16 protein-coding genes are annotated in these 17756 nt (G+C 45.2%); all 16 read left to right on the forward strand.

Annotated features, from left to right (window positions below):
- Positions 1-32: 32 nt before the first annotated feature.
- The 16 genes from ACOSV2_RS11450 to ilvE all read left to right on the forward strand — a co-directional run bounded on the left by ACOSV2_RS11450 (position 33) and on the right by ilvE (position 17751).
- Positions 33-989, forward strand: coding sequence for an NAD(P)H-dependent flavin oxidoreductase (locus ACOSV2_RS11450; protein ID WP_428975186.1), 957 nt, complete (start codon positions 33-35; stop codon positions 987-989).
- Between the two features lie 566 nt (positions 990-1555).
- On the forward strand, positions 1556-2527 hold the full coding sequence (locus ACOSV2_RS11455) for an ABC transporter substrate-binding protein (RefSeq protein ID WP_113968778.1): 972 nt from the start codon (positions 1556-1558) through the stop codon (positions 2525-2527).
- Between the two features lie 16 nt (positions 2528-2543).
- Complete coding sequence (locus tag ACOSV2_RS11460) at positions 2544-3563, forward strand: ABC transporter permease (protein ID WP_428975187.1); 1020 nt, start codon at positions 2544-2546, stop codon at positions 3561-3563.
- A complete protein-coding gene (locus tag ACOSV2_RS11465; protein ID WP_428975188.1) occupies positions 3547-4341 on the forward strand; it encodes an ABC transporter ATP-binding protein in 795 nt (264 codons plus the stop codon). Before ACOSV2_RS11460 ends, ACOSV2_RS11465 begins: the two co-directional genes overlap by 17 nt.
- 247 nt (positions 4342-4588) lie before the next feature.
- Complete coding sequence (locus ACOSV2_RS11470; RefSeq protein ID WP_428975189.1) at positions 4589-4984, forward strand: thioesterase family protein; 396 nt, start codon at positions 4589-4591, stop codon at positions 4982-4984.
- A gap of 107 nt (positions 4985-5091) precedes the next feature.
- Complete coding sequence (locus ACOSV2_RS11475; RefSeq protein ID WP_428975878.1) at positions 5092-6198, forward strand: Leu/Phe/Val dehydrogenase; 1107 nt, start codon at positions 5092-5094, stop codon at positions 6196-6198.
- Positions 6199-6248: 50 nt separating this feature from the next.
- Positions 6249-7313: a pyruvate dehydrogenase (acetyl-transferring) E1 component subunit alpha gene (gene pdhA / locus ACOSV2_RS11480; protein WP_428975190.1), complete on the forward strand. Its 1065-nt coding sequence runs from the start codon at positions 6249-6251 to the stop codon at positions 7311-7313.
- Position 7314: 1 nt separating this feature from the next.
- Positions 7315-8310 (forward strand): alpha-ketoacid dehydrogenase subunit beta, encoded by a 996-nt coding sequence (locus ACOSV2_RS11485; protein ID WP_428975191.1) that lies wholly within the window; start codon positions 7315-7317, stop codon positions 8308-8310.
- A gap of 15 nt (positions 8311-8325) precedes the next feature.
- Positions 8326-9507, forward strand: a complete 1182-nt coding sequence (locus ACOSV2_RS11490) for a dihydrolipoamide acetyltransferase family protein (protein ID WP_428975192.1) — start codon at positions 8326-8328, stop codon at positions 9505-9507.
- On the forward strand, positions 9508-10935 hold the full coding sequence (lpdA, locus tag ACOSV2_RS11495; RefSeq protein ID WP_428975193.1) for a dihydrolipoyl dehydrogenase: 1428 nt from the start codon (positions 9508-9510) through the stop codon (positions 10933-10935).
- Positions 10936-11054: 119 nt separating this feature from the next.
- Entirely contained in the window at positions 11055-12170 is a 1116-nt protein-coding gene (gene hppD / locus ACOSV2_RS11500; RefSeq protein WP_428975194.1) for a 4-hydroxyphenylpyruvate dioxygenase, read from the forward strand.
- Positions 12171-12354: 184 nt separating this feature from the next.
- A complete protein-coding gene (gene hisC / locus ACOSV2_RS11505; RefSeq protein ID WP_428975195.1) occupies positions 12355-13464 on the forward strand; it encodes a histidinol-phosphate transaminase in 1110 nt (369 codons plus the stop codon).
- Entirely contained in the window at positions 13465-14076 is a 612-nt protein-coding gene (locus tag ACOSV2_RS11510; protein ID WP_428975196.1) for a flavin reductase family protein, read from the forward strand.
- 6 nt (positions 14077-14082) lie between these two features.
- Positions 14083-15066: a fumarylacetoacetate hydrolase family protein gene (locus ACOSV2_RS11515; RefSeq protein ID WP_428975197.1), complete on the forward strand. Its 984-nt coding sequence runs from the start codon at positions 14083-14085 to the stop codon at positions 15064-15066.
- Positions 15014-16159 carry a homogentisate 1,2-dioxygenase gene (locus ACOSV2_RS11520; protein ID WP_428975198.1) on the forward strand — a complete coding sequence of 382 codons (1146 nt, stop codon included), beginning with the start codon at positions 15014-15016 and terminating at the stop codon, positions 16157-16159. The genes ACOSV2_RS11515 and ACOSV2_RS11520 overlap by 53 nt, the downstream gene beginning before the upstream one ends.
- Positions 16160-16851: 692 nt before the next feature.
- Positions 16852-17751, forward strand: a complete 900-nt coding sequence (gene ilvE, locus ACOSV2_RS11525; RefSeq protein ID WP_113968590.1) for a branched-chain-amino-acid transaminase — start codon at positions 16852-16854, stop codon at positions 17749-17751.
- Positions 17752-17756 lie beyond the last annotated feature (5 nt).

The raw sequence follows: 17756 nt of genomic DNA on the forward strand, positions 1-17756 counted from the left end.
GTATAACATTAATTTAACGAAGGGGGATTTTAATGAATAACTTAACGGACTTATTACATATAAAATATCCAATCATTCAAGGTGGCATGGGGAACATCAGTAACGCTCCATTGACGGCGGCAATCTCGGAGGCCGGGGTTCTCGGTACAATCGGTGTCGGCACCATGGCCGTGGAGGAAGTGGAAGGGATCATCGTTGAAACGAAGAAGAGAACCATAAAGCCTTTCGCTCTAAACATCCCAATTTCCATCACTCCTCACTTGAAAGAGATGATCCGCTTAGTGGTGACACATGGAATACCGATCGTTTCCTTATCAGCAGGAAATCCTTCCCCGCTCATTCCGTATTTTCATGAACACAACGTAAAAGTGATCTGTGTCGTCGCTTCGAAAAAGCAAGGAAAGAAAGCGGAAGACGCCGGTGCGGATGTGATCGTGGCAGAAGGCTATGAAGCTGCCGGGATCAACTCCAACCTTGAAACGACAACCCTTGCCCTTATTCCACAACTCGTCGATACTGTGAACATTCCTGTGGTCGCAGCAGGAGGGATCGGTGATGGAAGGGGACTCGCTTCCATGCTTGCCCTAGGTGCCAGTGGTGTGCAAATGGGTACGCGGTTCATCGCTACACAGGAAGCCCCTTTTCATGAAAACTATAAAACGACACTAGTGGAAGCGAAAGACGATAGCACCGTCATCGTCGGTCGTTCTGTCGGAAGGGTAAGAAGGGTCATGAAAACTCCCTATTCTACACAACTGATTCAAAAAGAACAAGAGGGAGTCGCTCTTGAAGAGTTCAGTCGAATGACCTCAGAAGATTATCACCGTGTAGGAGCACTTGAAGGAAAGCTGGATCAGGGATTTATCAATGGAGGCCAAGTGTCCGGTCTAGTATCGGATGTTCCGACGGTGAAGGAATTGGTAGAGGGAATGATAATCGATGCCAAGGAAATTTTCAGGAAGCTATCAGGAAGTGGTGTGGAATTTTAATAGATTGTTATGAAAAGGCGCTTTTCCTTGATGTGGGGAAGTGTCTTTTTTATGGTGGTATTCACAATTTGGCACTAGTTTGATAGATTCGGGCACAACAAAGTGAAAAATAGAGATTCAAAGGGGAATACTATAGTACAAAACCATTAATTTAGCTGGATTTTCATAGAAAACGTTATTCTAGTGACACTTTAACGATTGTTAAACCTAATAATTACGTTTTATTATTGCATTCGCCACGAATTGCCAATCGCCACATCTCAATAACAATCAAAATCACAAAAACGTACCCCGCATCACGTTCATCAGCCCCATGACAGAAAAAATTTTCCCGCTGCCCCTCTAGAAATCATCACCAATACCGACTATACTAGTATTAATTTTTAAATTTTCCGAATATTATTGACTATTTTGTGACAGGAGTGATAATATAACGTTGTATTTACGTTGGTGTTCATTTTTATCATACTTGGATTTGCTAGTCTATCAGACTACTGATCATATATCAGGAAGAGAAAAGGGGGATTTCTGTGAAGAAGAAGAGTTTATTACTTATTGTCATTTCTATGATGCTGGGAATGCTGTTTTTAGCGGGCTGTGGTAGTGATACAAGCTCAGGTGGAGAAGATGGTGAAAAGCAATATGTGATCGGGGTAACCCAGATTGTGGAACATCCGTCTTTAGATGCAGCATTTGAAGGTTTTAAGAAGGCTTTGGCTGAGAACGGTTTCAAAGAAGGCGAAAATGTAAAATATGATGTTCAAATCGCCCAAGGAGATCAAAGTAATTCACAAAGTGCTGCGAAGAACTTTGTTGGAGACGGTGTCGACCTTATCTTTGCTAACTCAACCCCAAGTGCACAACACGCATTGAATGCAACGAAAGAGATTCCCATCGTTTTTACTTCTGTTACTGATCCTGTTGGTGCTGAATTGGTTAAGTCTTTTGAAGAGCCTGGTGAAAATATCACGGGAACGACCGATACTCATCCGGAAGCGATTTCAAAGACCCTTCAATTTATCACGGATGAAATGAAAGCGAAGAAGATTGGGGTTGTTTATAATTCCGGCGAACAAAATGCTGTCGTTCAAGTAGCTGAAGTGAATAAGCTTGCAGAAGAAAAAGGTGTGGAAGTGGCAGAAGCTACGGTTTCGACATCCGCTGATGTCAAACAGGCGACTGAATCCCTGGTGGGAAGAGTCGATGCCATTTACATCCCTAAAGATAATACAGTCGTTTCAGCGCTGGAATCAGTCATCACGGTAGCGAATGAAAAGGATATTCCTCTTTTTGTAGGAGAATTGGACTCATTGAAAAAAGGGGCGATTGCAGCGAGTGGATTCAACTATGAAGATCTTGGTTATCAAACTGGGTTAATGGCAGTGAAGATTCTAAAAGGGGAGAAAAAACCTTCTGAAATCCCTGTACAGGCTCCGGAAAACTTCGAGTTGATGTTCAATAAAGCGGCAGCTGAAGAACAAGGTGTGGAAGTACAGGAAGCCTGGTCTGAGCTCGGGAAATTTTTAGAAGAAAAATAGGAAGGGTTGATGATTCGTGCCAACAGCAATATTCGCATCCTTTGAATCTGGAATCATTTACGCTATTATGGCCCTCGGAGTCTACTTGTCCTTTCGGATATTGGATTTTCCCGATTTAACAGTCGACGGCAGCTTCGTTACGGGAGCCGCTGTCGCTGCCACCATGATTGTTAGTGGCGTAAACCCAGTCATCGCAACCATTACAGCGATTGTCATCGGATTTGTTGCAGGATGTATAACGGGACTACTTCACACGTTTGGAAAAATCAATGCCCTATTATCAGGGATTCTCATGATGATTGCCCTGTATTCTATCAATCTCAGGATAATGGGACGGTCGAATGTACCTTTACTAAGTCAGGATACTGCGTTTACAGGGGTGGAAGGATTTTGGTCATCTCTCGGAATCGATGCCGCACTCAATAAATTGTGGACGGCAGTGGGGCTTGGTGAGCCTGTACCGGGAACGTGGAGCATTTTATTTATTATGATCATCATCACGCTTGTCATCAAGTTTATAACAGACGGATTCTTGAAAACGGAAATCGGGTTGGCATTACGGGCGACTGGGGATAATCAGCGGATGATCCGCAGCTTCTCTGCTAATACGAATCTGATGATTATTCTGGGTTTGGGAATATCGAATGGGATGGTGGCACTGTCGGGAGCATTGATTGCCCAGTATAGCCGATTTGCTGATGTCGGAATGGGAATCGGGATGATTATCATCGGACTTGCTTCGGTTATCATCGGTGAAGCTTTGTTCGGAACCAAGACGATCGCTCGTACGACGCTCGCAGTCATTGGTGGAGCGATTATCTATCGATTAGTCGTATCCATGGCTCTTCGCGTCGATTTCCTGGAAACAGGGGATATGAAGCTTATCACAGCAACAATCGTGATTCTTGCCCTTGTCATGCCTAAGGTGATGGACCGTTACAAGGATAGGAAACGAAAAGCGCAACGTATGGCAGAACGATTGGACAGGTCTTCAATCACAGATGGAAAGGGTGAGAGCGGTGTTACAATTAAATAGAATCCATAAAGTATTTAATGAAGGGACACCCGATGAAAAAATCGCCCTTGATGACATTCAGCTCTCTTTAAAACCTGGGGATTTCGTCACTGTGATCGGAAGTAATGGAGCCGGGAAATCGACATTGATGAATATCGTTTCAGGTGTACTGCTGCCTGATGTGGGAAATGTTCTGATTGACGATCATGATGTTTCTAAGGTGTCCGAGTATAAAAGATCTAAGCTTATCGGTCGCGTGTTCCAAGATCCAATGGCAGGAACTGCTCCTACTATGACCATCGAAGAGAACCTGGCCATGGCATATTCCAGAAATCGTACCCGCACCTTTAAACTGGGTGTGACCAAAAAGCGGAAAGTGTTTTTTAAGGAAGTACTGGAAACACTTCACCTCGGGCTTGAGAATCGATTAAATGCAAAGGTCGGGCTGCTATCAGGAGGGGAAAGACAGGCGCTCTCTCTACTGATGGCCACATTCACAGAACCTTCGATCCTATTGCTGGATGAACATACGGCAGCATTGGATCCCGCCAGAGCGGATCTGATTACGAACCTGACAAAAGAGATTGTAGAGAAGTATAAGCTTACCACGTTGATGGTCACCCATAATATGCAGCAGGCGCTGGACCTTGGCAACCGATTGATTATGATGGATAAGGGCCAGATTATATTAGAGGTAAATGAAGAAGAGAAAAAACACCTCACAGTCGAAGGACTTCTCCACGAATTTCAGCGAATCCGTGGAAACAAACTTGCCAGCGACCGGGCACTTCTCTCATAAGCTTACAAAAACAATAAACAACCTTCTACAAAAAGCAACGAGACTCTGTTTCGTTGCTTTTTTGCGTTAAAGGAGTGAGGGACGGACCTTCGGCTTCGCCGAAGGTCCGTCCCTCTGCATAACTTATATTAATATAATATTTTAAATTTTAACAATTTATTGACTATTTATAAAACAAAATGTTATTATATCGTTGAATTAACGTTATATAAAAATATATAATTTGTTGGTTTAAAGGGGGAAAGCAATGAAGTCTGGATTAGCAGAAGGACATACGGCCGTCGTCACGACAGAAGTAATCCCCAGCATGTATGCCCAGTTTGAAGGAGACGTGGTACACCCGGTGTATTCCACCGTCTCAATGGTTTACCACATGGAATGGGCATCAAGAAAGATCATTCTACCCTATTTGGAAGATCATGAAGAGGGAATGGGAGCCAAGGTGAACGTCGAGCATATGGCTCCGGCGAAAAACGGTTCCTCTCTTGAAATTAAAGCGAGAGTAATTAAATATGAACGAAACATCATCGTGACCGAAGTGACTGTCAGAGATAGAGAGAACAATAGACTCATTGGGAAAGGTGAAGTCAAACAAGTGGTACTCCCTAAAGAGATAATAAATGAAAGAATAAAAGAGAACTAGTTTTGATCTACTTCATCAATAGGAGTATAAAAGGAGGAAGATGAGTGTCTAACGTATTCACTAAAATGGAAGCGGTTACAAACAGAGAGCTTGCAGGGGGCGGAGAAATGGATATGTTCGAAAAAATACAAAATCATGAACAGGTTGTATTTTGCAATGATGAAGAAACAGGACTTAAAGCCATCATCGCCATACATAATACGACTCTTGGACCTGCACTGGGCGGCTGTCGAATGAGACCCTATACCTCAGTAGATGAAGCACTTGAGGATGTTTTGCGCTTATCAAAAGGGATGACCTACAAATGTGCAGCAGCCGATGTAGACTTCGGTGGAGGAAAAGCCGTCATCATCGGAGATCCTGAAAAAGACAAACATCCTGAGCTGTTCCGTGCTTTCGGCCAATTTGTTGAATCCCTGAACGGAAGATTCTATACCGGGACAGACATGGGCACCACTCCTGATGACTTTGTTTATGCCTTAAAAGAAACGAATTGCATTGTAGGCGTCAATGAAGAGTACGGTGGAAGCGGAGATTCATCCATCCCGACTGCCATGGGCGTGATCTACGGCTTACAGGCAACCAGCCAAAACGTATGGGGCTCAAAGGACCTCCATGGAAAAAGCTATGCCATTCAAGGGTTAGGAAAAGTAGGCTTTAAAGTAGCCGAGCGTCTACTTGAAGAGGGAGCAGACCTCTATGTAACGGATATCAGTCAGAAATCCATCGATCAGCTAGTAGCCAAGGCAAACAGAATGGGAGCAGCCATTAAAGTCGTAGCCGGAGATGAGATCTACTCGGTTGATGCAGATGTCTTCATTCCTTGTGCCATCGGTGGAATCATTAATGATCACACGGTAGATCAGCTGAAAGTAAAAGCCGTCGTCGGTTCTGCCAACAACCAATTATTAGACCTTTCCCATGGAATGAAGCTGCACGAAAAAGGAATCTTATATGCACCTGATTACATCGTCAATGCCGGCGGGTTGATCCAAGTAGCGGACGAATTGTACGAACCGAACAAAGAACGCGTCCTTCAAAAGACAAGTGCCATCTATAATAGCCTTCAAAATATTTACCTGCAATCAGAAAACCAGCATATGACCACAGTCGAAGCAGCCAACCGGTTCTGTGAGGACAGGATCCACGCACGCACAAGAAGAAACAGCTTCTTCTCCCATGCGAAACGTCCGAAATGGTCGGTTAGGACATAAAAAAGCAAAGGTTATCGTACCATCAAAAAAGCGCCAAAAGAGGTGATGAAATGATCGAGGAATTTCAATTGGTCCAGGTGATGGACCAACAAGGACAACTGGTTCAAAGTGAGTATGAAAAGGACATTTCAGAAGACTTGGCCCGCACTTTTTATCGTCATCTAATCAGGATCCGTACCTTTGACCGCAAAGCCGTCAGCCTGCAGCGTCAAGGCCGTATCGGAACTTACGCACCATTTGAGGGACAGGAGGCTTCCCAGGTAGGGAGTGCCCTTGCACTACAAGAGAAGGACTGGTTATTCCCGTCCTATAGGGATCATGGGGCAACCATGACATTCGGACACTCCCTGCTTCATATCCTCCTATTCTGGAAGGGGAGAAATGAAGGATGCGTGCCCCCTGAAGGAAAGAATATCTTCACTCCCGGCATACCAATCGCGACACAGCTTCCCCATGCAGTAGGGGCGGCTTTTGCCGAGAAGAGAAAAGGGACCCGGAATGCAGCCATCGTTTATTTTGGTGATGGCGCCACCTCTGAAGGCGACTTTCATGAAGGATTGAACCTGGCAAGCGTCTGGGAGGCCCCGGTCGTCTTTTTCAATCAAAACAATCATTACGCCATCTCCGTTCCCATGCACAAGCAAATGAAAACAAAGACCATTGCCCAGAAATCACTTGCCTATGACATTCCAAGCGTACGCATCGACGGCAATGATATTTTTGCTGTTTACTTTGAAACGTTGAAGGCGCTGGAGAGAGCACGAAACGGGGACGGACCTACCTTGATCGAGTCCGTGACCTGGAGATACGGTGCCCATACAACCGCAGATGACCCGACAAAGTATCGTGATCAACAGGAAAGTGAGACCCGACGCAAGGAAAATGACCCTGTCGACCGGTTGACGAAATTCATGAAGCATCGAGGCTGGGTTGACGAAGAATGGATGACCTCTGTTCAAAAGGAATCTGCGAAGGAAGTAGATCTTGCAGTAGAGGAACTGGAAGCATATCCTGCAGCCGATCCCAGTGTGATCTTTGATTATGTATTTGCGACACCGACCTGGACGATCCAGGAACAAAAAGAAAAGCTCCTTGAGCAATGGAGAGGTGAGTAGAATGAGCACCTTAACGAAAATGAAGACGCTGACGATGGTTCAAGCCATAACGGATGCTATGAGAGTGATGCTTCAGGAAAGCGAAGATGTTCTGTTGATGGGTGAAGATATCGGGACGAACGGCGGAGTCTTCAGGGCGACGGACGGTCTTCAACAGGAATTTGGTGAAGACCGGGTTCTTGATACACCCTTAAGTGAAGCCGGCTTTATTGGAGCGGCCATCGGGATGGGGCTGAACGGATTTCGTCCAGTAGCGGAGGTCCAATTTTTAGGATTCATTTACCCGGCATACGAGCAGATCATGACACATGCATCCAGAATACGCGCCCGTACCCTGGGACACTTTACCTGCCCATTGGTCATCAGGGCTCCGTATGGGGCTGGTGTAAGGGCGCCTGAGATTCATTCCGATAGCACGGAAGCACTTTTCACTCATATGCCGGGAATCAAGGTTGTTTGTCCCGCAACTCCATATGATGCAAAGGGCCTCCTGATTGCATCCATCGAGGACCCTGATCCCGTTCTATTCCTGGAGCCTATGCGATGTTACCGTTCTTCCAGGGAAGAAGTGCCTGAAGAGAAGTACACCGTGGAAATCGGGAAAGGCAAGATAGTCAAAGAGGGCGAGGATGTCACGATCATTGCGTGGGGAGCGATGGTGAAGGTAGCTGAGGACGCTGCTAAGGAAGCGGCTGGTAAAGGCATCGACTGTGAAGTCCTTGATCTTAGAACACTCTACCCTCTGGATAAAGACCTTATTTCGATCTCTGTGCAGAAGACAGGCAGAACCGTGATTGTCCATGAAGCACACGCCACTGGTGGAGTCGGAAATGATGTACTGGCGATCATCAATGACAAATCCTTTTTATATCAGAAAGCGCCGACTGAAAGGGTAACAGGATTCGATACACCTGTCCCATATTTCGGATTTGAAGATTTCTATTTGCCTGACAGTAAACGTGTGCTGGCTGCAGTGGAAAATGTAGCCCGCTATTAGACAAGGAGGGAGTCCATGGAAGTTAAGCTTCATGATATTGGGGAAGGCATGACCGAAGCCAATATCAATCACTTTCTTGTAAAAGTGGGGGATGTCGTGAGAGCGGATCAACCACTGGTAGAGGTACAAACGGATAAAATGACGGCAGAGATCCCGGCACCATTTTCAGGTGTGATCAAGGAGTTTACCGTTAATGAAGGGGAAACGATCCCAGTTGGATCTACGGTGCTGTTGATGGAAAAAGAACAGAAGCAGTATGAGGGCGAGCGGTCCTTTCCACAAACAACTCAAGTATTGAAGAAGAGAAGGATCCTTGCTTCCCCGTATACGAGGAAAATAGCAAGGGAGAATGGTATAAACATAGAAGAAGTGGTTGGTTCCGGAGCTGGTGGTAGAATCCTCGATGAAGATATTTTCCTTTATATGAATGGAGAAAGTCAGTCAGTGCAGGTGGCGGTTGAAGAACCTGAAACTATTGTCCCTGTAGCACCGATTGAACCTGACGCTGAAACGATTCCTTTCCGGGGCAGACGCAAACAGATTGCTTCCAAAATGTCACAGTCACTCAGAACCATCCCGCACTGTACCCATTTTGAAGAAGTCGACGTTACGAATCTATTAGCCTGGAAAGATACACTGAAAGAGGGCGGCGGGTCCATTTCCGTTGGAGCTTATTTTATCAAAGTCATTTCTGTCTGTTTAAAAGAGTTTCCGGTCTTCAATGCCCGTCTCAATGAACAGGAGGAGTGTGTCGAGCTTCAGTCCCATCACAATATAGGAATCGCTGTCGATACAGAGGAAGGACTGATCGTCCCTGTCATCAAACAGGTTGAACGGAAAACCATCAAGGACATTCACGGAGAAATGAAGGAACTGACCGTAAAAGCACAGGAAGGCAAGTTAACGATGAAGGATATCAAAGGAGGAACCTTCACGGTCAGTAACGTAGGACCGCTGAACGGATCGATCGGAGCGACTCCGATCATTAACGAACCGGAAGTAGCCCTCCTCGCCTTTCATAAAACGAAGAAGCGTCCGATGGTGAACGAAAGAGATGAAATTGTCGTCCGTTCCATGATGAATGTTTCGATGTCCTTTGATCATAGGGTGGTAGACGGCGGAACAGCTGTGAAATTTACGAATCGATTACGGGATCTGATTGAAGAACCTCAATCCATGCTTTTGGAGTTGATGTAAATGGTAGTGGGAGAGATTACGGAAGATAAAGACATTGTCGTCATCGGAGGAGGTCCCGGGGGCTATCACGCAGCCATCAGAGCCGCGAGCCTCGGTAGACAGGTGACGTTGATCGAACGGGAGGATGTAGGCGGGACCTGTTTAAATAAAGGATGCATTCCGTCAAAGGTATTCACCCATTTTGCCCAGGAATTTAAAAAGACGAAACACCTGAAGGAAATGGGAATGGAGTTTGGGGAATTGGTAGCCAATCTTTCTTCTCTTCAAAACTATAAAAATAAAAAAATCACCCAGCTCCGAGCAGGGGTAGAATCACTGTGCAAAGCGAATAAGGTTGAGATCGTAAAGGGCTCGGCATCCTTCCTGTCAGAATCCCGTATTGGAGTTGAAAACGGTCATGAGTTTTCCCTGTTTAATTTCAAACAGGCAATCGTCGCGACAGGTGGTGAGTTTCAATACCCGGATGGAATTGAATTTGACTCGGATCGTGTCCTAAAAGAGAAAGAGATTTTTCAGCTCGAGGAAATCCCTTGGGAGCTGATCATATATGGGAGCGATTATATTTCATTGGAGGTCGCGGCTATTTTCTCTATATTGGGAAGCCGTGTCACCCTTATTTTGAACGGGGAATTTCCATTTGACTCTGCCATATCAAAAGAACTGTTCAGACAGTTGAAAAAGCAGAAGGTCAATGTAATCAAGAATTCTACGTTGCAAGCTGCGAGTCAAGCTGAAGCAAAAGTCACAGTGAGCATTGACAAAGGGAACGGGGAAATCGTTTCAATTGAAGGCACTCACTTTGTCGCAAGTGGAAAAGTTAAGCCGAACCTATCAGACATCGGCCTTGACCGTCTCCGTGTTGAATTAACGGAGGAAGATTATATCCAAACAGATCGGGAGGGACGGACCTCCATTCCGAATATATGGGCAATCGGGGATGTCACGGAAGGTCCGTCCCTCGCAGTCAAAGCGATCAAACAGGGTAAGGCGGCGGCCGAGGCGATGGCTGGGCTACAAGTGGAAGTTGATCTGCAGTTTGTGCCGACGGTGGTGCAGATGAGTCCTCCCATTGCATGTGCAGGGTTGACGGAGGAAGAAGCAAGACGGGCAGGTTATTCGGTTACAGTGTGTGAGAACCCTGTCAGAGGAAACGGGTATGCTCAGCTGACGGATGAAAAGGATGGATTCGTGAAAGTCGTGTCAGACAGTGAAACGGATATGATTCTTGGGATTCATATGATGGGGAGGGGAGCAGTCGAGCTGATCACATCAGGTGTGCTCAGCCTTGAGATGGCAGCGAGAGATGAGGACTTTCGTTTTCCACTTTATCCGCACCCAAGTATGAATGAAAGTCTACTCGAAGCGGTCGAAGGTTTAAAGGGAGACGCCGTGCACATGCCTCCCCGAAAAGAGGAGCTTGCCAGGTAAAGTGAGGAACATGCTTTTACACAGAGAAGCGTTTAAGCTTTACTAGCCGCTCTTGAGAAGTTCTATAAAACTATTTAATATAATATTCAGAATATACTAACGTTAGTGGAGGGATTAGGATGCAAGAGAATACGGCAAAAAAGCAGGTTAAAGTAGAAGATGTCTTTCCGGTAAGAGATGTGGATTTTTTGGAGTATTATACGGGTAATGCAAAGCAGGCTGCTCACTTCTTCTGTACAGCATTCGGTTTTAAGACCGTTGCCTATTCAGGGCTGGAAACAGGAAATCGTGACACAGTATCCTATGTGCTGCAACAAAACAAAGTCCGATTGGTCATAACGGGGAGCCTGCACGAAGGCAGCCGGGTGGCCCAATTCGTAAAGCATCACGGAGACGGCATTAAAGATATCGCCCTTGTGGTGGATGATGTTGAAAAGGCTTACACTGGAGCGGTATCCCGCGGTGCGATTGAAATCATGCCACCTTCGACCCTCGAAGATGATAATGGAAAATTGAAGAAAGCCATCATTGGTACATACGGGGATACGATCCATACCCTTGTGGAACGTAAAGATTATAAAGGGATCTTCATGCCGGGCTTTGAAAAATATGATTCTACTCTTAAACATGAAGATGCCGGTATCATCGCTGTGGATCACGTAGTTGGAAACGTGGAGAGCATGGAAGAGTGGGTGGAGTACTATGAAAAAGTGATGGGATTCAAGGAAATGCGCCACTTCACAAATGAAGACATTACAACGGAATACTCTGCCCTTATGTCCAAGGTTATGCATAACGGCGGTCGCATTAAATTCCCGATCAATGAGCCTGCTGAAGGAAAACGCAAATCACAAATTCAGGAATATCTTGAGTTCTACGGTGGTCCAGGGGTACAGCATATTGCCATCTTAACCGAGGATATCGTGAAGACAGTTGGGATCTTGAAGGAAAATGGTGTGGAATTCCTAAATACACCGGATTCCTATTACGACATGCTTTCAGAGCGTGTAGGGGAAATCGATGAAGAGATCTCTAAAATCAAAGAGTTGAATATTCTAGTGGACCGTGATGACGAAGGTTACCTGCTTCAAATTTTCACAAAGCCAATCGTTGATCGTCCTACACTATTCATTGAAGTGATTCAACGTAAGGGTGCAAGAGGGTTCGGGGAAGGAAACTTCAAAGCATTATTCGAATCCATCGAGCGCGAGCAAGAACGCAGAGGAAACCTATAAAAAAATAGATAGAGATTAGTATATATAACGGGGGTCAAAGGACCGGTCAGGGGGGTCAACTCATGAAGAGATTAGCTGCTTCTACTTATAATATCGTACAGTTTGCAGGTACCATATTTGAACAGAAGATAAGCTAACACGTGAGTCGACCCCCTTCATCCATGAGGAAGGCGAGGATTCATGTATGACATTAAAGTTCAAAACAAGAGAAGCAGTCACACATATCGCTCCATACGTGCTGGGGAAGACGCTTGGCGATTTACAGAAGGAGCATGGTCTCTCCTCAATCAGAAAGCTGTCAGAAAATGAAAATATATATGGCTGCTCCCCGAAAGTGAAGCAGTGGTTTAAAGAAAATGGGAGCGACCTGTTTTTGTATCCGGACGGAGCTGCCGTCGATCTTAGTCAAAAGGTTTCAGCGTTTTTAGGGGTTCCGAAAGAACAGATCGTATTCGGGAATGGCTCGGATGAAGTGATCCGACTGTTGACGAGAGCTTACTTGAGCGCTGGCGACGAAGCCGTTATGGCCGATGTTACATTTCCCAGGTACCAGACCAATGTGTTCCTGGAGGGAGGCACTCCGGTCATTGTCCCTCTCGTAGACGGTACCCATGACTTGCAGGGGATGCTTGACCACATCACTCCAAAAACGAAGCTGATCTTTGTGTGTAATCCCAATAACCCAACCGGGACCATCGTCGGAAAAAAAGAACTCCTGCACTTTATCGAGAGCGTCCCTTCGCACATCCTGGTGGTGGTGGATGAAGCCTATATGGAGTACGTTACAACCGATGACTATTTAGAAACCCTGCCTCTTCTGTCAGCATTTGAAAATCTGATCGTCCTTAGAACATTTTCGAAAATATATGGCCTGGCCGGACTAAGAGTCGGGTTCGGGGTCATGAATGAGGAGATTGCAGAACAGCTCCGTAAAGTGAAAGATGTATTCAATGTGAATACCGTTGCCCAGAAGTCAGCGATCATTGCCCTGGAAGATCAAGCATTTATCAGGGAGTGTACCCATAAGAACGAGCAGGGGCGTCTTTATTTGGAAAATGAATTTGACCGAATGGGGATATCCTACTTCCCGTCTCAATCGAACTTTATCATGGTGGACACGGGAATGAATGGGGACACGGTCTCATATGAACTTGTGAAAAGGGGGATTGTCGTCCGTTCAGGAACTCTTCTCGGATATCCGACCACGGTTCGTGTCACGATTGGAACAGAGGACGATAACAAGAGATTCGTTGGGGCACTGGAAGACATTTTGCAAAACGAAGGGGTGAACTAAATGGATATCAAACCCCAGACGCTGGAGTGGCAGTCAGCCTATAAATTGATGATCGGCTCGATTTTGCCCCGGCCAATTGCTTTTGTTTCATCCCTTGATGAAGATGGGATTGCAAACCTGGCCCCTTACAGCTTCTTTACGGCGATTTGTGCAGAGCCTATGCTCGTTTGCTTCTCCCCCATGAGAAGAGGAAAGGATGGCAGCAAAAAGGATACCCTCCGAAATATCGAGAAAACGAAGGAATTTGTCATCAATATCGTTAGTGAAGAGTTTGTGGAGGAAATGAATAACTGTGCCATTGAATTTGAACCTGGCGTTGATGAATTCGAACAGGTCGGGCTGACGAAGAAGGAGTCCCTTACGGTAAAGCCTCCAGGGGTATCTGAAAGCAAGGTGCAGTTGGAATGCGTCCTTCATGAGGTTCTTCACTTCGGCGATCATCCTGGTGCAGGAAGCCTTGTCATCGGGAAGGTAGAATGTGTGAGAATCAATGATGAACTCTATTACGACGGAAAAATAGATTCAAAGGAACTCAAGCCGGTGGGAAGACTTGCCGGTCAGATGTACACCAAACCATTATCCGATTCATTTGAATTGATTCGAAAAAGGTGATATTACGTGAAGCTGGTTAGTTTTTTAAAAGAAGGGGAAGTAAGGGCAGGATTCGTTCAGGATGACCTTGTCGTGGACATCCATGCTGTCAGCAATGGATCGCTCCCTAAAGACATGTTATCCATTATCGATCTTGGAGAAGAAGGCATGAAAAGGATGAAGAGGCTCGGTACCTTGTCGGAAAAAGACGTGGGAGTACATTCATTACGTGAAGTCACCCTGAAGTCACCGATTCCAAGGCCTGTCAGCATCCGGGATTTCTATGCGTTTGAAGAGCACGTGAAAACGGCCCGTAAACGGAGGGGACTGGATGTTGTGCCGGAATGGTATGACATCCCCGTCTTCTATTTTACGAATCATTTAGCTGTAAAGGGTCCTCTCGATCATATTGAAAAGCCGGCTGACTGTGAGTGGCTTGATTATGAATTAGAAATCGCCTGTGTGATTGGCAAAGAAGGAAAAAACATTTCAAAGGAAAACGCGGAAGACTATATTTATGGTTATTTTATCATGAACGACTGGAGTGCAAGGGACATCCAGAAGCATGAGATGAAAGTAGGGCTTGGTCCGGCGAAAGGAAAGGACTTTGCCACTTCTTTCGGACCTTATTTAGTGACGAAAGATGAACTGGATACCTATAGAAAGGGAGACCGTTTTGACCTGCCCATGACGGGGAAGGTGAATGGGAAACTCTTATCCAAGGGTAATTATCAGGATATTCACTATACATTTGCAGACATGATCGAGCGGGCCTCCAAAGAAGTCACCCTGTATCCAGGCGAAGTGATTGGATCCGGTACTGTAGGAACAGGATGCATTTTAGAGCTGGGTACTGAGACGCATCCGTGGTTGAAGCCTGGGGACGTAGTGGAATTAGAGATTACGGGATTAGGGGTTCTGCGTAATACAATTGTAAGCAGAAGAGAGGAGGAAAACCATGTACTATCGTCAACTGGGGAAAATACCTCACAAACGTCACACCATGTTTAAAAAGGACGATGGCACGCTTTACAGGGAGCAGGTCATGGGGACGAAGGGATTCTCGGGAACACAGTCGATTCTGTATCATCATCATTTGCCGACGGCTGTGGCCAAAACCGATTATTTAGGGAGTTATATGCCGGAGTTTGAGGATGAGGGGGCACTTCGTCATCGACATTTCTTTACAGACAGAGTCGAGAAAAAAGGCTGTGCCTTAAAGAGCCGTGAGTATTTACTTGGTAATTCGGATCTATTGATTGGAACCGCTTATGTTACAGAAGAGATGACAAGCTTTTACCGAAATGGTGATGGAGATGAAATGCTTTATATCCATTTTGGTAAAGGAAAGGTAGAGACGATGTTCGGAACGCTCACCTATGGAAAAGGAGATTATGTGGTGATTCCGATCGGGACCATCTACCGCGTCGTTCCTGAAGAAGAGACGAAGATGCTGATCGTCGAGTCCTTCAGTCAGATTACCACCCCTCGCCGTTATCGCAATGAGTACGGACAGTTACTGGAGCACAGTCCGTTTTGTGAACGGGATCTGCGAGGACCTGAAAAGCTTGCAACCATGGATGAAGAAGGCGAATTCGAAGTGATCACCAAATCAAGGGGAGGGCTTCATTCCCATGTGTTAAATCATCACCCATTGGACGTCGTCGGCTGGGATGGTTATCTGTATCCCTGGGTGTTCAACATTGAGGATTTTGAGCCGATTACCGGACGAGTGCATCAGCCGCCCCCTGTTCATCAAACGTTTGAAGGGCATAACTTTGTTGTCTGCTCATTTGTTCCAAGATTATACGACTACCATCCGGAATCGATTCCTGCTCCTTATAATCACAGCAACGTGAACAGTGATGAGCTGCTGTACTATGTGGAAGGAAACTTCATGAGCAGAAAGGGAATCAAAGAAGGATCGATTACCCTTCACCCGAGCGGGATTCCACACGGTCCTCATCCAGGAACGACAGAAGCCAGTATCGGGAAAAAAGAAACCCTCGAACTAGCCGTCATGATCGACACCTTCAAACCATTGAAGATCGTTAAAAAAGCAAAGGATGTCGAGGATCCAAATTATATGTTCACGTGGGTATAAAAGAAGAATCAATCCAACGGCCATCTGGTTGCTTGGATTGATTTTTTTAATTGTATAGAGTTTAAAAAAGAGTCGACTCCCTAATGTGTGGATATCATTCTTCATGGAAGAATATTCATGACCTTAAAAAATTATAGGTTGAAAGGGATGATGACCTATAAAATTGGAAGGTGTTGTATGGAATCCATGCCTTTTGGTTAATCGATTCTAAAGTTAATAAAAATTCATTCTTTCAATTTAGTAGAGAGTTGTATTCTCATTTATGAATAATTAGTGAGAACACATCAGTCATATACACACAGGTCCAAACTCCCCGAACCCCCATTTTCAGAGGATTTTGTCGAAAAATATTCAAAGGAGATCCACACCAGAACTGAAGCGTCATTCACCCCATTTTTTTAAAAAATCTCAAAATATTTTTTATGCGTATAAACTCTATAAGGACAAAGATGTAAGCGTTTACTTATAATCAGATAAATCTAAATAGTCAAAAAATTTACAAAAAGCCTGTTGACCTAACCGGGAAACGGGAGTAATATTGTCCTCAATAAAAAAATCTGAGCCGGCAGGAAGCGCCAGCAACACCTGAACCAAGCCGACTGCTAAAGTAAGCTCCAAGTCAACGTACTTGCGTTGCAATAATAAATTTCTGAATAATCAAATAAATTTCAACCGGGAAAGGAATGATTAACATGAACGAACAGTGGATCTACTTAGACGGACAATTTGTAAAAAAGGAAGACGCAGTTGTATCTGTGTACGACCATGGTTTTCTATATGGAGATGGAGTGTTCGAAGGGATTCGAATGTATGATGGGAATGTGTTCCGTCTGGAAGAGCATGTTGATCGCCTTTATGACTCAGCAAAATCCATCATGTTGCATATCGAAGTCTCTAAAGAAGAGATGAGCGACATTATCGTAGATACATTGAAAAAGAATCAACTTGAGAATGCCTACATACGAGTGGTCATCTCCAGAGGTGTTGGAAACCTGGGATTGGATCCATTTACTTGTAGGAAACCACAAATCATCGTCATTGCAGAACAACTGGCCCTATTCCCGAAAAGCTTATACGAAACGGGCATAGATATCGTTACAGTGGCCAGCCGCCGAAATCGTGCAGATGTTCTTTCACCAAAGGTTAAATCTTTAAATTACTTAAATAACATTCTCGTTAAAATCGAAGCGAACCTCGCTGGTGTAAGCGAAGCATTGATGCTGAACGATCAAGGATATGTAGCAGAGGGATCCGCAGACAATATCTTCATTGTCAAAAAAGGAAAGATCCTTACACCTCCCGGATATGTAGGGGCCCTTGAAGGAATTACCCGTAATGCCATCATTGAGATTGCCGGGAAATTAGGATTCGAGATGAAGGAAGAAGTCTTCACCCGTCATGATGTGTATACAGCGGATGAAGTGTTCTTAACAGGCACAGCCGCCGAAGTCATTGCCGTTGTAAAGGTTGACGGACGTGTAATCGGTGAAGGAAAACCTGGAAAGTATACAACCCAATTATTGCAGGAGTTCAGAAGCACTGTCACGCAGGATGGAAGAAAAGTTTACAAACAGAATGCTCAAGTTGGCTAAGTTGG

Source organism: Rossellomorea sp. DUT-2 (assembly GCF_052665285.1).